General features: G+C 65.5%; 13 protein-coding genes. 10 read left to right on the top strand and 3 right to left on the bottom strand.

Translation table 11 applies throughout. The annotated features are described in order from the left end of the window. Positions 1–103 precede the first annotated feature (103 nt). A complete protein-coding gene (locus ABIB49_RS06800) occupies positions 104–3,934 on the bottom strand; it encodes a multifunctional oxoglutarate decarboxylase/oxoglutarate dehydrogenase thiamine pyrophosphate-binding subunit/dihydrolipoyllysine-residue succinyltransferase subunit (protein WP_354156836.1) in 3,831 nt (1,276 codons plus the stop codon). Positions 3,935–4,260: 326 nt separating this feature from the next. Between ABIB49_RS06800 and guaB1 the strand changes: the two genes are divergently transcribed. The 6 genes from guaB1 to ABIB49_RS06770 all read left to right on the top strand — a co-directional run bounded on the left by guaB1 (position 4,261) and on the right by ABIB49_RS06770 (position 11,402). Then, complete coding sequence (guaB1, locus tag ABIB49_RS06795; RefSeq protein WP_226774420.1) at positions 4,261–5,730, top strand: GMP reductase; 1,470 nt, start codon at positions 4,261–4,263, stop codon at positions 5,728–5,730. Positions 5,731–6,053: 323 nt separating this feature from the next. Then, positions 6,054–7,391 carry a hemolysin family protein gene (locus ABIB49_RS06790; RefSeq protein ID WP_354156835.1) on the top strand — a complete coding sequence of 446 codons (1,338 nt, stop codon included), beginning with the start codon at positions 6,054–6,056 and terminating at the stop codon, positions 7,389–7,391. Continuing rightward, positions 7,388–8,455 carry a hemolysin family protein gene (locus ABIB49_RS06785; RefSeq protein ID WP_282360445.1) on the top strand — a complete coding sequence of 356 codons (1,068 nt, stop codon included), beginning with the start codon at positions 7,388–7,390 and terminating at the stop codon, positions 8,453–8,455. The genes ABIB49_RS06790 and ABIB49_RS06785 overlap by 4 nt, the downstream gene beginning before the upstream one ends. A 151-nt stretch (positions 8,456–8,606) precedes the next feature. Next, a complete protein-coding gene (locus ABIB49_RS06780) occupies positions 8,607–9,518 on the top strand; it encodes a metal ABC transporter solute-binding protein, Zn/Mn family (RefSeq protein WP_502913776.1) in 912 nt (303 codons plus the stop codon). Positions 9,519–9,695: 177 nt separating this feature from the next. After that, positions 9,696–10,511: a metal ABC transporter ATP-binding protein gene (locus ABIB49_RS06775; RefSeq protein WP_226774423.1), complete on the top strand. Its 816-nt coding sequence runs from the start codon at positions 9,696–9,698 to the stop codon at positions 10,509–10,511. Next, a complete protein-coding gene (locus ABIB49_RS06770; RefSeq protein ID WP_283479318.1) occupies positions 10,512–11,402 on the top strand; it encodes a metal ABC transporter permease in 891 nt (296 codons plus the stop codon). A gap of 13 nt (positions 11,403–11,415) precedes the next feature. On the opposite strand, the gene ABIB49_RS06765 is transcribed toward ABIB49_RS06770, so the two are convergent. Continuing rightward, complete coding sequence (locus ABIB49_RS06765; protein ID WP_282360498.1) at positions 11,416–11,883, bottom strand: Fur family transcriptional regulator; 468 nt, start codon at positions 11,881–11,883, stop codon at positions 11,416–11,418. A 105-nt stretch (positions 11,884–11,988) separates the two neighbouring features. On the opposite strand from ABIB49_RS06765, the gene ABIB49_RS06760 reads away from it, so the two are divergent. Continuing rightward, a complete protein-coding gene (locus tag ABIB49_RS06760) occupies positions 11,989–12,645 on the top strand; it encodes an MBL fold metallo-hydrolase (RefSeq protein WP_282360441.1) in 657 nt (218 codons plus the stop codon). A gap of 13 nt (positions 12,646–12,658) precedes the next feature. Here the strand turns inward: ABIB49_RS06760 and ABIB49_RS06755 are convergent, their stop codons facing one another. After that, positions 12,659–13,786 carry a PLP-dependent cysteine synthase family protein gene (locus tag ABIB49_RS06755; protein WP_354156834.1) on the bottom strand — a complete coding sequence of 376 codons (1,128 nt, stop codon included), beginning with the start codon at positions 13,784–13,786 and terminating at the stop codon, positions 12,659–12,661. A gap of 48 nt (positions 13,787–13,834) precedes the next feature. On the opposite strand from ABIB49_RS06755, the gene ABIB49_RS06750 reads away from it, so the two are divergent. The 3 genes from ABIB49_RS06750 to ABIB49_RS06740 all read left to right on the top strand — a co-directional run bounded on the left by ABIB49_RS06750 (position 13,835) and on the right by ABIB49_RS06740 (position 15,701). Continuing rightward, positions 13,835–14,713, top strand: coding sequence for a sulfurtransferase (locus ABIB49_RS06750; RefSeq protein WP_354156833.1), 879 nt, complete (start codon positions 13,835–13,837; stop codon positions 14,711–14,713). A gap of 98 nt (positions 14,714–14,811) precedes the next feature. Next, positions 14,812–15,324: a MarR family winged helix-turn-helix transcriptional regulator gene (locus ABIB49_RS06745; RefSeq protein ID WP_283479323.1), complete on the top strand. Its 513-nt coding sequence runs from the start codon at positions 14,812–14,814 to the stop codon at positions 15,322–15,324. Beyond that, a complete protein-coding gene (locus ABIB49_RS06740) occupies positions 15,315–15,701 on the top strand; it encodes a hypothetical protein (protein ID WP_283479325.1) in 387 nt (128 codons plus the stop codon). The genes ABIB49_RS06745 and ABIB49_RS06740 overlap by 10 nt, the downstream gene beginning before the upstream one ends. Positions 15,702–15,704: the final 3 nt, after the last annotated feature.

Raw genomic sequence — 15,704 nt, 5'->3', positions numbered from 1 at the left:
ACCGTTCCCCGGGACCATCCGTGATGGCGGGGGACACCGCCGGTTAAACACCGGTGCCCGGCCGGAGTTGTGTAGGTGCACCTCCGGCCGGGCAGCGATGACCTTACTTACGTGCGAACGCCTGTTTGAGCAGAGCATCCTGCTCGGCCGCGTGGCGCTTCATCGATCCTGCCGCCGTGGAAGCCGAGGCGGGACGGGAAATGAGGCGCACCCGGCGCTCCAGGGCGTCGGGAAGGTTCAGGCCGATAAAGGGCCACGGCCCCTGGTTCGCGGGCTCGTCCTGCGCCCAGACAACTTCGGCGTTCGGGTACTTGGCAAGTTCGGCGGCAATCTCGGCGGCGGGCAGCGGGTAAAGCTGCTCAACGCGGACGATCGCTGTGGTCTTGTCACCGGTCTTCTGCCGTGTGGACAGGAGATCGTAGTACAGGCGGCCGGAGACGAGCAGGACACGCTCGACGGCGTCGGCCGGGAGCTGCTCATGCTCGGGGATGACGGTCCGGAAGGCGCCCGTGGTGAAATCCTCGACCGAAGACGCTGCGGCCTTGAGCCGGAGCAGCTGCTTCGGTGTGAAGATGATCAGCGGTTTGCGCGGCCGGCTGTACGCCTGCCGGCGCAGCAGATGGAAGTGCGAAGCGGAGGTGGTGGGGTTTGCCACGACCATGTTCTCTTCGGCGCACATCAGCAGGAACCGCTCGATCCGGGCGGAGGAGTGGTCCGGCCCCTGGCCTTCGTAGCCGTGCGGCAGCATCAGCACAAGCGAGGAACGCTGGCCCCACTTCTGTTCGGCCGAGGAGATGAACTCATCGATGATGGTCTGCGCGCCGTTGACGAAGTCACCGAACTGCGCTTCCCACAGCACCAAGGCGTTCGGTCGTTCCACCGAATAGCCGTATTCGAAGCCCATCGCCGCGTATTCCGAGAGCAGGGAGTCGTAGATCCACAGCTTGGCCTGGTCCTCGGAGAGGTGTGCCAGGGGCAGCCACTCGTCGCCGTTGGCGCGGTCGTGGAAGACGGCGTGACGCTGCACGAATGTGCCGCGGCGCGAGTCCTGCCCGGCGAGGCGGACGGGAACACCTTCCATAATGAGAGAGCCGAACGCCGCAAGCTCCCCGAAGCCCCAGTCGATGCCGCCTTCACGGGACATCGCTTCACGTTTCTCCAGCAACTGCTTGAGTTTGGCGTGGACGGTGAAGCCCTCGGGGATATCAACGTGCGCTTTGCCGATGCGTGCCAGTGTCGCAGCGGAGATTGCGGTCGACGCCGGGGCGTTGATACCGGAATCGGACTGCTGGGCCATGGGACGCTCCAGATCGGACACCGCGGCGGAATCGGCAGTGATAATCGGAATCGGGGAAGTCTGCGCTGCATGGGTTTCGGCGAAGACGCGCTCCAGCCGTTCCTGGTAGTCGCGCAGCAGCTGTTCGGCTTCTTCTTCGGTGATGTCGCCGCGGCCGATCAGCGATTCCGTGTACAGCTTGCGGACCGAACGCTTGGCTTCGATCAGGTTGTACATCAGCGGCTGGGTCATCGAGGGGTCGTCGCCCTCGTTGTGGCCGCGGCGGCGGTAGCAGACCATGTCGATGACAACGTCCTTGTGGAACCGCTGCCGGAATTCGTAGGCGAGCTGCCCGATCCGGACCACTGCTTCGGGGTCATCGCCGTTGACGTGGAACACCGGCGCCTGGATCATCTTGGCGACGTCCGTGGAGTAGGTGGAGGAACGCGACGATGACGGGGCGGTGGTGAATCCGACCTGGTTGTTGACCACGATGTGGATGGTGCCGCCGGTGCGGTAGCCGCGCAGCTGGGAAAGGTTCAGCGTTTCCGCGACCACGCCCTGGCCGGCGAAGGCAGCATCGCCATGCACCATGATCGGCAGGACGGGGAAAGCCTCGCCCTGATCGAGGCGGTCCTGTTTGGCCCGGACAATGCCTTCAAGGACGGAGTCCACGGCCTCAAGGTGGGACGGATTGGCAGCAAGGTAGACCTTGGTCTGCTTGCCGTTGTCCGAGGTAAAGTTGCCCTCGGTTCCGAGGTGGTACTTGACGTCGCCGGACCCCTGCACGGAGCGCGGGTCCTGGGTTCCTTCAAATTCGCGGAAAACCTGGGCGTAGGTCTTCCCGGCAATGTTGGTAAGCACGTTGAGCCGGCCGCGGTGGGCCATGCCAATTGCCACTTCGTCGAGTTCGTCCTCAGCCGCATCGGAGATGATGGCGTCCAGCAGCGGGATCAGCGACTCGCCGCCTTCCAGCGAGAAGCGCTTCTGGCCAACGAATTTGGTCTGCAGAAACGTCTCGAAAGCCTCGGCGGCGTTGAGCTTGGAGACGATGCGCAGCTGTTCGTCACGGCTCGGCTTGGAGTATGGGTGCTCCAGTTGGTCCTGGAACCACTTGCGCTCTTCGGGGTCCTGGATATGCATGTATTCGATGCCCGTGGTGCGGCAGTAGGCGTCGCGGAGCACACCGAGGATGTCTCGGAAGGCGAGCATCGGCTTGCCGCCGAAACCGCCGGTGGGCCATTCGCGGTCCAGGTCCCACAGCGTGAGGCCGTAGGTGAGGACGTCAAGGTCCGGATGCTTGCGCTGGACATATTCCAGCGGATCGGTGTCGGCCATCAGGTGGCCGCGCACCCGGTAGGCGTGGATCAGCTGCTGGATCCGGGCGACCTTGTTGATTTCGTCGGCCGGGTCCACCTGGAGGTCCGGGCTCCAGCGCACCGGCTCATAGGGGATGCGCAGGGATTCGAAGATGTCATCGTAGAAGTTCTGCGCGCCCAGCAAGAGCTGGTGCACGAGCTTCAGGAACTCGCCGCTGCCGGCGCCCTGGATGACACGGTGGTCGTAGGTGGAGGTCAGCGTCAGGACCTTGCTGATGGCGTTCTGGGCGATAATCTTCGCGCTGGCGCCCTGGAATTCCGCCGGGTAGTCAAGCGCGCCGACACCGATGATGGCAGCCTGGCCCTTGGACAGGCGCGGCACCGAGTGCACCGTTCCGATGCCGCCGGGGTTGGTCAGCGACACCGTGGTGCCGGAGTGATCGTCAGCGGTCAGCTTGCCGGCGCGGGCACGCTTGATCAGGTCCTCGTAGGTGTGCCAGAACTCGGAGAAGTTGAGTGTCTCCGCCTTCTTGATGTTCGGCACCATCAGCAGGCGGCTGCCGTCGGGCTTCGGCATGTCGATGGCGATGCCAAAGTTCACATGCGCCGGCTGCACGGCTACGGGCTTGCCGTTGACCTCGTCGTAGTAGACGTTCATCGAGGGGAACTGGGCCAAGGCGCGGATGACCGCGTAGCCGATCAGGTGCGTGAACGAAACCTTGCCGCCACGGGCGCGGGCCAGGTTGGAGTTGATGACCACGCGGTTGTCGATCAACAGTTTCGCGGGAATCGCCCGGACGCTGGTGGCGGTCGGAACTTCGAGGCTGGTGATCATGTTGGTGGCGATGGCCTTGGCCGGGCCGCGAAGGACGGATACCACGTCTTCCTCGGGGGCCGTCGGCGCCTTGACGTTCTTCGGCAGCTGAGCCGGGATGGGCGCCGCGCCGGGGCCGGCCTCCGATGTTTTGGAGCCGTCGCGGGCGACGGTTGCCGGGGCTTTCTTCGCGGCTGCAGGCGCCACGGCCGTCGCGGGTGCGGCCGCCGGGGCGGGTGCGGCCGCCGGAGCGGGTGCGGCCGCCGGGGCTGCGGACGGCTGCGCTGCCGTCGTCGCAACGTGGGCTACAACAGGAAGTTCGCGGGTGGCGGGGTGCGCAACTGTCGCTGCGCCCGAGGCCCCGTTGGTGACGGAACTGTCTCCGGCGTCGAAGGATTCGAACAAGGGCCACCATTTGGCGTCCACGGTGTTCTTGTCCTGCTGAAAACGCTCGTACAGTTCGTCAACGAGCCACTCGTTTCCGCCAAATTCCTCTGGTAGACGGTGGCTAGGCTGCTCTGGCACTTGAATTACGCCTCTTCCATGAGTTTGATTCCCACTGGTGTCACGGTGCGTCAGCACGGCGATTGAACCAGTCTCCGCGTCCAGTGAACCCAGACCCATGCCAGTCTAGTGACGATTCTCGCCAAACCGCCAATAAGGGTGACTCAAATCATCGAGTCGACTCAACGCGTCTCCGCGTCACCCAATCCAGTCCTCCCGGGGCCTCCGGCCGACCGCCGCGTGGCGTCGGAGCGCCGGGAAGGGCGGGGTCCGCGGCCGTTCAAAAGCCTCGATACAATCGCAGGGAGAACCCGTTCAGCACCGGAATGCCTACCTAAGGAGCAGCCGTGCGTTTTCTGACCGAGCCCACCACTGACCTGACCTACTCGGACCTCTTTCTTGTGCCGTCCCGTTCGGAGGTCACGTCCCGGCTGGATGTGGACCTCTCGGCGGATGACGGCACGGGCTCCACGATTCCCCTCGTCGCGGCCAACATGACTGCAGTGACCGGCAAGCGCATGGCGGAGACCATGGCGCGGCGCGGCGGGCTGGCGGTCCTGCCCCAGGACGTGCCGCTCGACGTGATCCGTGACGTGGCGGCCTGGATCAAGGAACGCCATCCCGTCCTGGAAACCCCCGTGACACTCTCGCCGTCCAGTACAGTCATCGACGCACTGCATCTGATGGGCAAACGTCCGCACGGGGCCATTATGGTGGTCGACGATGCGGGGGCCGTGACCGGCATCGTCCGGGCCGCGGACTTCGAAGGCCAGGACCGATTCGCCTCGCTCTCCTCGGTCATGCGCGTCCAGCCGCTGGTGCTGGACGCTGCCCTGCTGGAGGACGCGCCCGACGGCGGCGCCGGGGCGGGGTCGGGTCTGCGCCGCGCTTTCGACGCCATGGACGCCGCCGGCAGCGACTTTTCGCCAGTGCAGCGGAACGGTGTCCTTGCCGGGGCGCTCACTCGGAAGGGCGCGCTGCGTTCGACCTTGTACCGGCCGCTGCTGGACGCGCGCGGCCGGCTAAAAGTCGCCGCCGCCGTCGGAATCAACGGTGACGTTGCCGGGCGTGCAGCGGAACTGCTCGCCGCCGGCGTCGATGTGCTGGTCCTTGATACCGCCCACGGGCACCAGCAGAAGATGTTTGACGCCTTGGCCGCGGTGAAGGGACTCAACCCCGGTGTGCCCGTGGTGGCGGGGAACGTGGTCACGGCTGAGGCAACCCGGGAACTCATCCGGGCCGGCGCGGACATCGTGAAGGTCGGGGTGGGCCCGGGTGCCATGTGCACAACGCGCATGATGACGGCCGTGGGCCGGCCGCAGTTCTCCGCCGTGCTGGAGTGCTCGGCCGCCGCGCGGGCCGCGGGCGGACGTGTCTGGGCCGACGGCGGTGTCCGGTACCCGCGCGACGTTGCGTTGGCACTGGCTGCCGGGGCGAGCCAGGTGATGATCGGGTCCTGGTTCGCCGGGACGCACGAAAGCCCGGGGGATCTGCAGCAGGACGCCGGCGGCCGGCAGTTCAAGGAAAGCTTCGGCATGGCGTCTGCACGGGCCGTGCAGAACCGCAACCAGCGTGAGGGCGCCTTCGAAAAGGACCGCAAGGCCCTCTTCGAAGAAGGGATCTCCACGTCCCGGATGTTTATTGATCCGGCCCGGCCCGGCGTTGAGGATCTGCTGGACATGATCACGGCCGGGCTGCGCAGCTCGATGAGCTATGCCGGAGCTGCCGATCTTGCCTCGTTCCGGGAGCGCGCAGTAGCTGGCATCCAGTCCGCCGCCGGCTACGAGGAAGGCCGGCCTGTCCCGCAGAGCTGGTAGCCGTGCCGACGGCGCGGGCAACCGCCGGGCCCCATCCGGGGTCGCCGCGTCGGCGGCGGACGCAGGCGTTCCTGTAGACTGAAATCCTTATGGACAGTAAATCTAGGTGCCGGCCTGGGGGCTGTCAGCGGGGAACGGAAACCCTTCCCGCGCAGTTGACCCGAAGAGCCGGCAAACCCCGTTCACGCTCCCACCATTCTCCGGCGGCACGCCGGCCACATGCCTTCAGGGGCACCCGGTCGTTCCAGGAAACAGGGTCGGCCCCGGCCGACCATCCTCCGCCGGGACCCTCCCGCGGTGCAGCCCCGGAAGCAGGCCGCTAAATGGAGTGGCTACTTCTCGCAGCAGGCCTGCTGCTCATCCTCGGTACCGGCTTTTTTGTAGCCGTTGAATTCTCCCTTGTCGCCCTGGACCAGGCCTCGGTCCAGCGGGCCGTGGACAACGGCGATACCGCCGCGGCGCCACTGCTCCGATGCCTCAAGTCGCTGTCCACCCAGCTCTCAAGCTGCCAGCTGGGCATTACCATCACCACCCTGCTCACCGGCTACGTGATGGAGCCATCGGTGGGCAAGCTGCTCGAAGCTCCGCTGGCCGTCCTGGGATTGCCGGCGGCGGCAGCGTCCTCCGTGTCCCTGGTCCTGGCGATGGCCTTCGCGACCCTGCTGTCCATGCTGATCGGCGAGCTGGTCCCGAAGAATATGGCCATTGCACTGTCCTTCCAGGTCGGCAAGGCACTGGCCCGTCCGCAGCTGATGTTCACGGCGATCTTCAGGCCCGCCATCGTGGTGCTCAACGGCTTCTCCAACAAGGTCCTGAATATTTTCGGCCTGGAAGCCAAGGAAGAGATTTCGGGTGCGCGGACGCCGGCCGAGCTGGCCTCCCTCGTGCGCCGCTCGGCGGCGATGGGAACCCTCGACGCCGGCACCGCCAACTTCATCGACCGGACGCTCAAGTTCTCGGGCCGGACTGCGGCGGACGTAATGACCCCGCGCATCAGGATCGAGACAATCGACGGCCACCAGCCGGTCTCGGACATCGTGGAAGCCGCACGCCGCACCGGATACTCCCGGTTCCCGATTATCGGTGAGTCATCGGACGACATCCGCGGCGTGGTGCACATCAAAAAAGCCATTGCCGTTCCCGCGGACCGGCGCGCCAAGCTGGAGGCGGGCGCCATCATGACTGATGTGCTCCGGGTTCCGGAAACCATCCACCTTGATGCCCTGTTGGCGGAACTCCGCGAAGGCAACCTGCAGCTGGCCGTTGTCCTGGATGAGTACGGCGGGACCGCCGGTATCGCCACGCTGGAGGACCTCGTCGAGGAAATCGTCGGGGAAGTGGCCGATGAACACGACAAGGTCCGTCCCGGCCTCTTGCAGAGCGCCTCGGGCGACTGGTACTTCCCCGGCCTGCTTCGTCCCGATGAACTCTCCGAACAGATCCCGGGCCTGACCGTGCCCGATGAGTCTGCCTACGAAACGGTGGGAGGCTACGTTATGAGCCAGCTGGGCAGGATTGCCGCTGTGGGGGACACCGTCGACGTCGCGGGAGGCACCTTGGCTGTGACCCGCATGGACGGGCGCAGGATTGATCGGATCTGCTTCAAGCCCGTCCCCGTGCACCGCGAGGAGCACTCCCGCGGCCAGGTAGGTGCCGCATGAGCGACTGGGCAGGAATCCTCTGGCTCATTGTCCTGCTGCTGGGCAACGCTTTTTTCGTGGGCGCTGAGTTTGCAGTTATGTCCGCGCGCCGAAGCCAGATTGAGCCGCTCGCCGAGGCAGGATCCAAACGGGCGCAGACCACCCTGCTGGCCATGGAAAACGTCTCGTTGATGCTTGCCTGCGCGCAACTCGGGATCACGGTTTGTTCGCTGCTGATCCTGCAGGTTGCCGAGCCGGCCATCCACCACCTGATGGCAGTGCCGCTGGAAGCCGTCGGCATTCCGGTGGAGATCGCCGACATCGTCGCGTTCGCCGTCGCGCTGTTGTTGGTTACTTTCCTGCATGTCACCATCGGTGAGATGGTCCCGAAGAACATTTCGGTCTCGGTGGCGGACCGTGCAGCCTTGTTGCTGGCCCCGCCGCTGATTTTCATCGCGCGACTCGTGAAACCTGTGATCGTGGCGCTCAACTGGGCGGCCAACCACATCCTGAAACTTATGCGGATCGAGCCGAAGGATGAGATCACGTCCTCTTTTACACTCGAGGAGGTCCAGTCGATCGTGCAGGAATCCACCCGCCACGGACTGGTGGACGACGACGCCGGGCTGATCACCGGGGCGCTGGAGTTCTCTGAACACACGGCCTCGGATGTGATGGTCCCGCTCGACAAGCTCGTGATGCTGAAGGCGAACACCACGCCGGCGGAGTTCGAGAAGTCAGTCAGCCGCACCGGTTTTTCCCGCTTTCCGATGCTCGACGACGACGGTATGCTCTCCGGCTATTTGCACATCAAGGACGTGCTGTCCATCCCGGACGCCGCGTACCACCAGCCCATCGCTGAGAGCCATATCCGGTCCTTGGCTAACCTGGCGATGAGCGACGAGATCGAGAAGGCCATGTCCGTGATGCAGCGCACCGGGTCGCATCTGGCGCGCGTGATCGGACCGGACGGCCTGACCCAGGGTGTGCTGTTCCTCGAGGACGTTATTGAGCAGTTGGTCGGGGAGATCCGCGACGCCACCCAGGCGACCGGCTACCGACGGCTGGGCCAGGACCAGCAGTAGGCTTCGTGTATCCCTAAATAGGAATCATTCCTATTTAGGGATACACTCGGCTTATTGCTATTGCTCCTGATTCTCAATAACTGATCCGAGGTTACCCGTGCGTCGTCCTGCCGCCCGTGCCGTCGTTGCCGCCGTTGCCGGCATCACCTTGATGCTTACCGCCTGCACCCCAACACCGCGGAACTCCGCTGCGGGTGCGGGCGACGGAATCGTCGACGTCGTCGCCTCCACAAGTGTGTTCGGCAACATCGTGGGCACCATCGGAGGAGACAAGGTGCGGGTGACTTCCATCATTTCGCGCACCAGCCAGGACCCGCACTCTTATGAAGCCACTACGCAGGACAAGCTGGCTGTGTCCAAGGCCGAGCTGGTGGTGGAGAACGGCGGAGGCTACGACGACTTCCTGCAGAAGCTGGCCGAGGACACGGGACTGGACCACAACAACATCCTCAATGCGGTGGAGCTCTCCGGACTGGCCCCGGAGGAGCACGCAGGCGCATCGGCCGCTGCCGATGAGCAGACGCACGGGCATGGCGGCAGCGGCTTCAACGAGCATGTCTGGTACAGCCTGCCTGCCATGGCCAGGCTCGCTGATGCCGTCGCGGCGAAGCTTGGCGAGCTTGAACCGTCCGGGGCCGGAACTTTCCGCAGCAATGCTGCGGCGTTCAAGAATTCACTCGGCGGGCTCGAAACCAGGCTGGCGGAAATCAAGGCCAGCACCGGCGTGGCGCCCGTCGCCGTGACGGAACCTGTGCCGCTCTACCTGTTGGAGGCTGCCGGCTTGGAAAACCAGACCCCGGCCGACTACACCGCCGCAATCGAAGAAGACACGGATGTCCCGCCGGCGGTGCTCAAAGCCACGACCGACCTCATGGGCTCGGGCAAGATCAGGCTGCTTGCCTATAACCAGCAGACCGAAGGGCCGCAAACGGCCGCCGTCAAAGACGCGGCAGCGGCCGCTGGGGTCCCGGTCGTGAACTTCAGTGAGACGCTGACGGAGGGCAACAGCTATCTGCAGTGGATGACGGACAACGTCGACAACATCGCCAAGGCCCTGGCCTAAACGCCGCCCCCGGCGGCAGGACCACCGGCGGCAGGACCACCGGCGCAGGCCCGCGGGTAGCCGCGGGCCTAAGATGGGCGGGACAGTGCTAGCAGGCCCCTGGCCGGACCCGCCGATCCGACAGCCCACCCAGAGAACGCGAGTCCCGGGCTTGCGAAGAATTCGAGGAAACCCAAGTTGACACCCGTAGTGAGCCTCCGTGGGGCCTCCCTGACGTTCGGCAAGCGGACGTTGTGGGAGGGCCTGGACCTGGACATTAATCCGGGTGAATTCTTCGCTGTGCTCGGACCTAACGGCAGTGGAAAAACTACCTTCCTCAAGGTCCTGCTGGGACTGCAGGAGCTTAGCTCCGGCTCGGCCGTGCTCGCCGGCCGGCCCGTAGAGCGGGGCAGCCGGGGGATCGGCTACGTTCCGCAGCAGAAATCCTTTGATCCCGACACACCCCTGCGCGCCCGCGACCTCGTTGGGCTGGGGGTTGACGGCCACCGGTGGGGACTGCGGCTGGGCGCGGCAAAGGTGAACCGCCGGATCGATGAGCTGCTCGAGCTGGTGGGGGCATCCGACTACGCGATGGTCCCGGTGGGCCAGCTGTCCGGCGGCGAGCAGCAGCGGCTGAGGGTGGCGCAGGCACTGGCGACCGACCCGCAGGTGCTGCTGTGCGACGAGCCACTGCTGTCCCTGGACCTCCAGCACCAGCAGGCCGTGAGTGCGCTCATCAACCGGCAGTGCCATGACCGGGACAGTGCTGTGGTTTTTGTCACGCACGAGATCAACCCGATCATGGACTATGTTGACCGGGTCCTCTACCTGGCCGGCGGACGGTTCCGGGTGGGCCCGCCAGCGGAAGTCATGACCACCGAGGTCCTCTCAGATCTCTACGACAGCCACGTCGAAGTGATCCACGCCAACGGACGGCTGATTGTGGTCGGGCTGCCGGACGGCGCCACGCATCACCACGAGGACACCCATGTGGTGGCGGGGGAGGTGGGCTAGATGGACCTGGAAAGCCTGCTGGCATCAATCTTCAACTTCGAGAACTACGGCGAATTGCTCGCGCTGGTCCAGAATTCCCTCTGGGCCGGGGCGGTCCTGGGCCTGCTCGGCGGACTAATGGGAACCTTCGTAATGAAGCGGGATCTGGCCTTCGCCGTCCACGGAATCTCAGAACTCTCCTTTGCCGGTGCCGCCTTTGCCTTGCTGATCGGGGCTGACATCATCCTGGGCTCCCTGGTGGGATCCGTTGTGGCGGCGCTGCTGCTGGGCCTGCTGGGAGTCCGGGCCCGGGACAAAAACTCGATCATCGGCGTTATTATGCCGTTCGGCCTGGGCCTGGGCATCCTTTTCCTCTCCCTGTACGAGGGCCGGGCCGCCAATAAGTTCGGGCTGCTGACCGGACAGATCGTCTCCGTCGGAACCGTCCAGCTCCAGGTGCTGGCTGTGGTTGCCGTCGTCGTTATGCTTGCCCTGGTGGGCATCTGGCGGCCGCTGACCTTCGCAAGTGTGGACCCCGACGTTGCGTCCGCGCGCGGCGTGCCCGTGCGGGCGCTTGCCCTCGGGTTTATGCTGCTGCTCGGTGTCAGCGTTGCGCTTTCCATCCAGATTGTTGGCGCCCTGCTGGTGCTGGCACTGCTGATCACACCCGCTGCTGCGGCCATGCGGTTGACGTCTTCACCCGGGCTGGTGGTAATCCTCAGCGTGGCGTTCGCCATGACCGCCACGGTCGGGGGCATTATGCTGGCCCTCGGCGGGCGGATCCCCATTAGTCCGTATGTGACGACGCTGTCGTTCCTGATCTACGTGATCTGCCGGGTAGTTGGCGGGGTCCGGGCCAAACGCGGACTGAATGGACGCGTACTGCGGGATGCCGCCGTTCCGGCGGCCTGAGCTGCCGCCGGCGCTACTTCCCAGCCTGGCGGGCAGTGCAATCCGGGCAAAGCCCGAAAATCTCGACGGTGTGTTCCACCACTGTGAAACCGTGTTCGGTTGCCGTCCGCGCGGCCCAGGCCTCGACGGCGGGGGCCTCTACTTCGACGGCCTTGCCGCAGCTGCGGCACAGCAGATGGTGGTGGTGCCCGGTGACGGCACAGCGGCGGTACACGGCTTCTCCGTCGGCGTTCCGGAGGACATCCACCAGGCCCTCATCCGAGAGGGACTGCAGGATCCGGTATGAGGTGGCAAGGGACACCGAGGCGCCGCGGTCCTGCAAAATCCTGTGCAGCTCCTGGGTGCTGACGAAGTCGGTCAGTTCGTCCAGGACGGCGCTGACCGCTAGGCGCTGCCGGGTGACACGCTGCTCCTTGGCCGGAGCCGGGGCCTGGGCAGGCACCGTAGCCCGGGCGCCATCGGCGGAGGCGCCGTGGGACATGGTGGAACTCGCTTCGGTGGAGGTCTGGATACGGTGTGATGGCAAGGTCCCAGATTACCAGCCGGGCACATGGACACCGCCGGGCCAGGACCTTAGGCTGGCCTGATGTTGCTCACGAAGTTCACCCATGCCTGCGTCCGGCTCGAGAAGGACGGCAAGGTGCTGGTGTTCGACCCCGGGACCTTCTCGGAAACAGACCGGGCCCTCGCCGGCGCGGATGCGGTGCTGATCACCCACGAACACGCCGACCACATCGATGTCGAGGCCGTCACTGCCGCACTTCTTGCCAGCGCCACCCTGCAGCTTTTCGCGCCGGCCGGGGTCGCAGCGCAACTGCGGGAAAAGGCGCCCGAGGCGGCGTTAAGGGTCCACCCGGTGGAACCCGGCGACGAGTTTGGAACGGCCGGGTTCGCCGTCCGGAGTTTCGGCGGGCAGCACGCACTGATCCATCCGCAGATTCCGGTGGTGGCCAATATCGGCTACCTCGTGGACGGGAACGTCTACCACCCGGGCGATTCCTTCATTGTGCCCGATGGTGTGGACGTCAGGACCCTGCTGGTACCGATCCACGGGCCCTGGAGCAAGGTGGGGGAGGTCATCGATTTTGTGATCGGCGTCCGGGCCCGGAAGGCCTACCCGATCCACGATGCCCTGCTCAATGAGAGCGGGCGCGGACTGGTGGAAGGGCATGTATCCCGCTTCGGAGCCAAGTACGACACCGAATACCTGCACCTCTCGACCGGTGACGCAGTGGAGGTTTAGGAAGGCGTCCAGCCTAGGACGGCCAGGCTCCGCTGGCGAAGAATTCCCGGATGGTCACTTCATGCGGTTCGGGGTCGAGGCCCTGGGACCGCAGCCACTCCGGGCTGTAGTAGTTTCCGGCGTAGCGGTCTCCGCCGTCGCACATCAGGGACACCACGCTGCCCCGGTGTCCCTGGGCGATCATCCCTGCGATGAGTTGCCACACACCCCACAGGTTGGTTCCAGTGGAAGGGCCGGCGTGCAGGCCGGTATGGACAAGCAGGTGCCGCATCGCGGCCACCGACGCCGCGTCCGGAACCGGGATCATGTGGTCAATGACGGCCGGGACGAAGCTGGGTTCCAGCCGCGCCCGGCCGATGCCCTCGATCCGTGACGGCTGGCAATCGCCGGCCGGCGCGGCGAGCGCGGCCCTGCCGGGCACCGGCGTGCCGGCGGGCGTGCCCCGGCTTTCCAGCCAGCCGGGGTAAAACGCTGAATTCTCCGGATCCACTACGGCCAGTTCGGTGTTGTGGCGGTGATACCGGAGATAGCGGCCGATGGTTGCGCTGGTGCCGCCGGTGCCGGCGCCAACCACGATCCAGCGGGGGACCGGGTGCTCTTCCAAGGCGAGCTGGTCGAAGATTGACTCGGCGATGTTGTTGTTGCCCCGCCAATCCGTGGCACGCTCGGCATAGGTGAACTGGTCCATGTAGTGGCCGTTGGTCCGCTGTGCGAGTTCCGCGGCCGCCTCATAGACCTCCGAGGCGTGGTCCACCAGCAGGCAGGAACCGCCGAACTGTTCGATCAGTGCGATCTTCTCGCGGCTCGTGGTCTGGGCCATCACCGCAATGAACGGCAGCCCAAGCAACCGGGCGAAGTAGGCTTCGGAGACTGCCGTGCTGCCGCTGGAGGCTTCAACAATCGTGGTGCCTTCGCAGATCCAGCCGTTCACCAGCCCGAACAGGAACAGCGAGCGGGCCAGCCGATGCTTAAGGCTTCCGGTCCGGTGGGTCGACTCGTCCTTGAGGTAGAGCCGGACGCCCCACTGTTCGGGCAGCGGGACCGAGTACAAGTGTGTGTCGGCGGAGCGGTTGTTCTCTGCGTTGACTCTGCGAATGGCCTCATCGGCCCAGGCCCTGTCCTGCTCTCGCGCTGTGATCACTGCCCAAGCCTACCTGCGGCGCCAGTTTCCCCTGGTTAGAGTTGGGGCATGCAGACCCTTATGGACGTCGCGGCCCTACATAACCGCCTCGGCGCAGACAGCATGGAACGGCGGACCGTGTTGCTGGATGTGCGCTGGGCGCTCGGCGACCCGAACGGCCGGGAGCACTACCTCGCCGAACACCTGCCCGGGGCGGTCTTTGTGGACCTCGCCAATGAACTGGCCGGGCCCGCGGACCCGCGCCGCGGCCGCCACCCGCTTCCGAGCCGGGACCACTTCCAACGATCAGCCCGCTCCTGGGGCATCCGCACCGGAGACGTTGTGGTTGTTTATGACAACAGCGGCAACCTCGCCGCCGCCCGGCTCTGGTGGATGCTCCGCCAGGCCGGGGTCCGCGATGTCTGTCTGCTCGACGGCGGCCTGGCCGCCTGGCTCGACGCGGGCTTCGACGTCGAAAGCGGAGAACCTGCAACGGGGCAAGGCGACGTGGTGCTGACGGGGCCTGCCATGGAGGTGGTTGACGCGGGCCAGGCGGCAACGTGGGGGCAGCACGGACTGCTGCTCGATGCCCGGGCGGGGGAGAGATACCGCGGCGAATTCGAGCCGGTGGATCCGCGAGCCGGCCATATTCCGGGCGCAGTGAGCGCACCCACCACGGCCAACCTTGGAGCGGATGGTAAGTTCCTGCCCCCGGACGTGTTGCGGGAACGCTTCGCCGGTCTCGGGGCGCGCGCCGACGTGCCCATCGCGGTCTACTGCGGATCCGGCGTCACGGCGGCCCACGAAATTGCAGCCCTTGAGATCGCCGGATTCCCTGCTGCGTTGTATCCGGGCTCGTTCTCCGAGTGGTGCAACAGTGTTTCCCACCCTGTGGTGACCGGGGACGAGCCGTACGGCGAGAACAGTTCCGGGGACTCACCGCGCTAGCCATTCGTTCGTATTCCCGCCCCGGCCCGGGCTGTGGCTCTTGCCGTGGTGCCCAACCCTTGACAATCCCTGGGTCATTTAGTTAACTACTTAACGAAATGACTAACAGCGAACATCACGACATCGTCGGCAGTGCAGTCTTCAAGCTCCACCGTGCTACGGCCCTGGTGGACCGGATAGCAGACCGCTACCTTCTGGAACATCACGGAATCGGCTACTCGGGTTTCCTGGTCCTCCTCACCCTCGGCACCTCCGGGCCGCAGGCTCAACGGCAGATCGCGGACGCCCTCGACGTCTCCCGGGCTTCCATCACGCAGCGGCTGGGACGGCTGATCGGCGACGATCTGGTCATCGTGCGACCGGACCCACGGGATGCCCGGGCAAACACGATCTCGTTGTCGCCCAAGGGAACCGCGCTGCTGGCGAGTGCGTGGCAGGGTCTCGAAACCCATCAGGACGGAGTCGATGCGGGCGTGGATGAAGAAGCATTGGTTCAACAGCTCGACCGGATTATCGATAATGCCCTGCGCGTCCTCCGGCCCGAAGAAGCCCGGCGGCCGGGCCGGGAGGTCCCGGCACCGGACCCGAGCGGGGGTTCGTTGTGCCGGTAGATCAGCTTGCCGCGTTAGCCGCCTGCGTTATCCTGGCCGGCCTCGGGATTTTTCAGCTTGCACTCATCTGCGGAGCTCCGCTCGGCAGGATGGCGTGGGGCGGTAACCACACCGTCCTGCCCGCCAAGCTCAGGATCGGGAGCGCCGTGTCCGTTGTCCTCTATGGCCTGTTTGCCTACACGGCGTTGGCAAAGGCCGGGCTCGCCCCGCCGGTGATCAACGACGACGTGACCGCGGCCGCCGCCTGGGCACTGACGGCATACTTCGCCCTGGGTGTTGTGATGAACGGGATCTCCCGCAGCAAACCCGAACGACTTACTATGACCCCGACAGTACTGGTCCTCGCACTCCTCTACCTTGTCCTGTCGCTGAACTAGCAT

The organism is Arthrobacter sp. UYCu512, from assembly GCF_040547075.1.
Lineage (GTDB): Bacteria > Actinomycetota > Actinomycetes > Actinomycetales > Micrococcaceae > Arthrobacter.
This window is presented reverse-complemented; position numbering and strand designations above follow the sequence as displayed.

What these genes read in the sequence shown, in the direction of transcription:
- ABIB49_RS06750 (WP_354156833.1), top strand. Translation starts at nt 13,835, where the DNA reads ATGCAGACCCTTATGGACGTCGCGGCCCTACATAACCGCCTCGGCGCA.
- ABIB49_RS06745 (WP_283479323.1), top strand. Translation starts at nt 14,812, where the DNA reads ATGACTAACAGCGAACATCACGACATCGTCGGCAGTGCAGTCTTCAAG.
- ABIB49_RS06790 (WP_354156835.1), top strand. Translation starts at nt 6,054, where the DNA reads ATGGAGTGGCTACTTCTCGCAGCAGGCCTGCTGCTCATCCTCGGTACC.
- ABIB49_RS06760 (WP_282360441.1), top strand. Translation starts at nt 11,989, where the DNA reads ATGTTGCTCACGAAGTTCACCCATGCCTGCGTCCGGCTCGAGAAGGAC.
- ABIB49_RS06780 (WP_502913776.1), top strand. Translation starts at nt 8,607, where the DNA reads ATGCTTACCGCCTGCACCCCAACACCGCGGAACTCCGCTGCGGGTGCG.
- ABIB49_RS06770 (WP_283479318.1), top strand. Translation starts at nt 10,512, where the DNA reads ATGGACCTGGAAAGCCTGCTGGCATCAATCTTCAACTTCGAGAACTAC.
- ABIB49_RS06785 (WP_282360445.1), top strand. Translation starts at nt 7,388, where the DNA reads ATGAGCGACTGGGCAGGAATCCTCTGGCTCATTGTCCTGCTGCTGGGC.
- ABIB49_RS06765 (WP_282360498.1), bottom strand. Translation starts at nt 11,883, where the DNA reads ATGTCCCACGGCGCCTCCGCCGATGGCGCCCGGGCTACGGTGCCTGCC.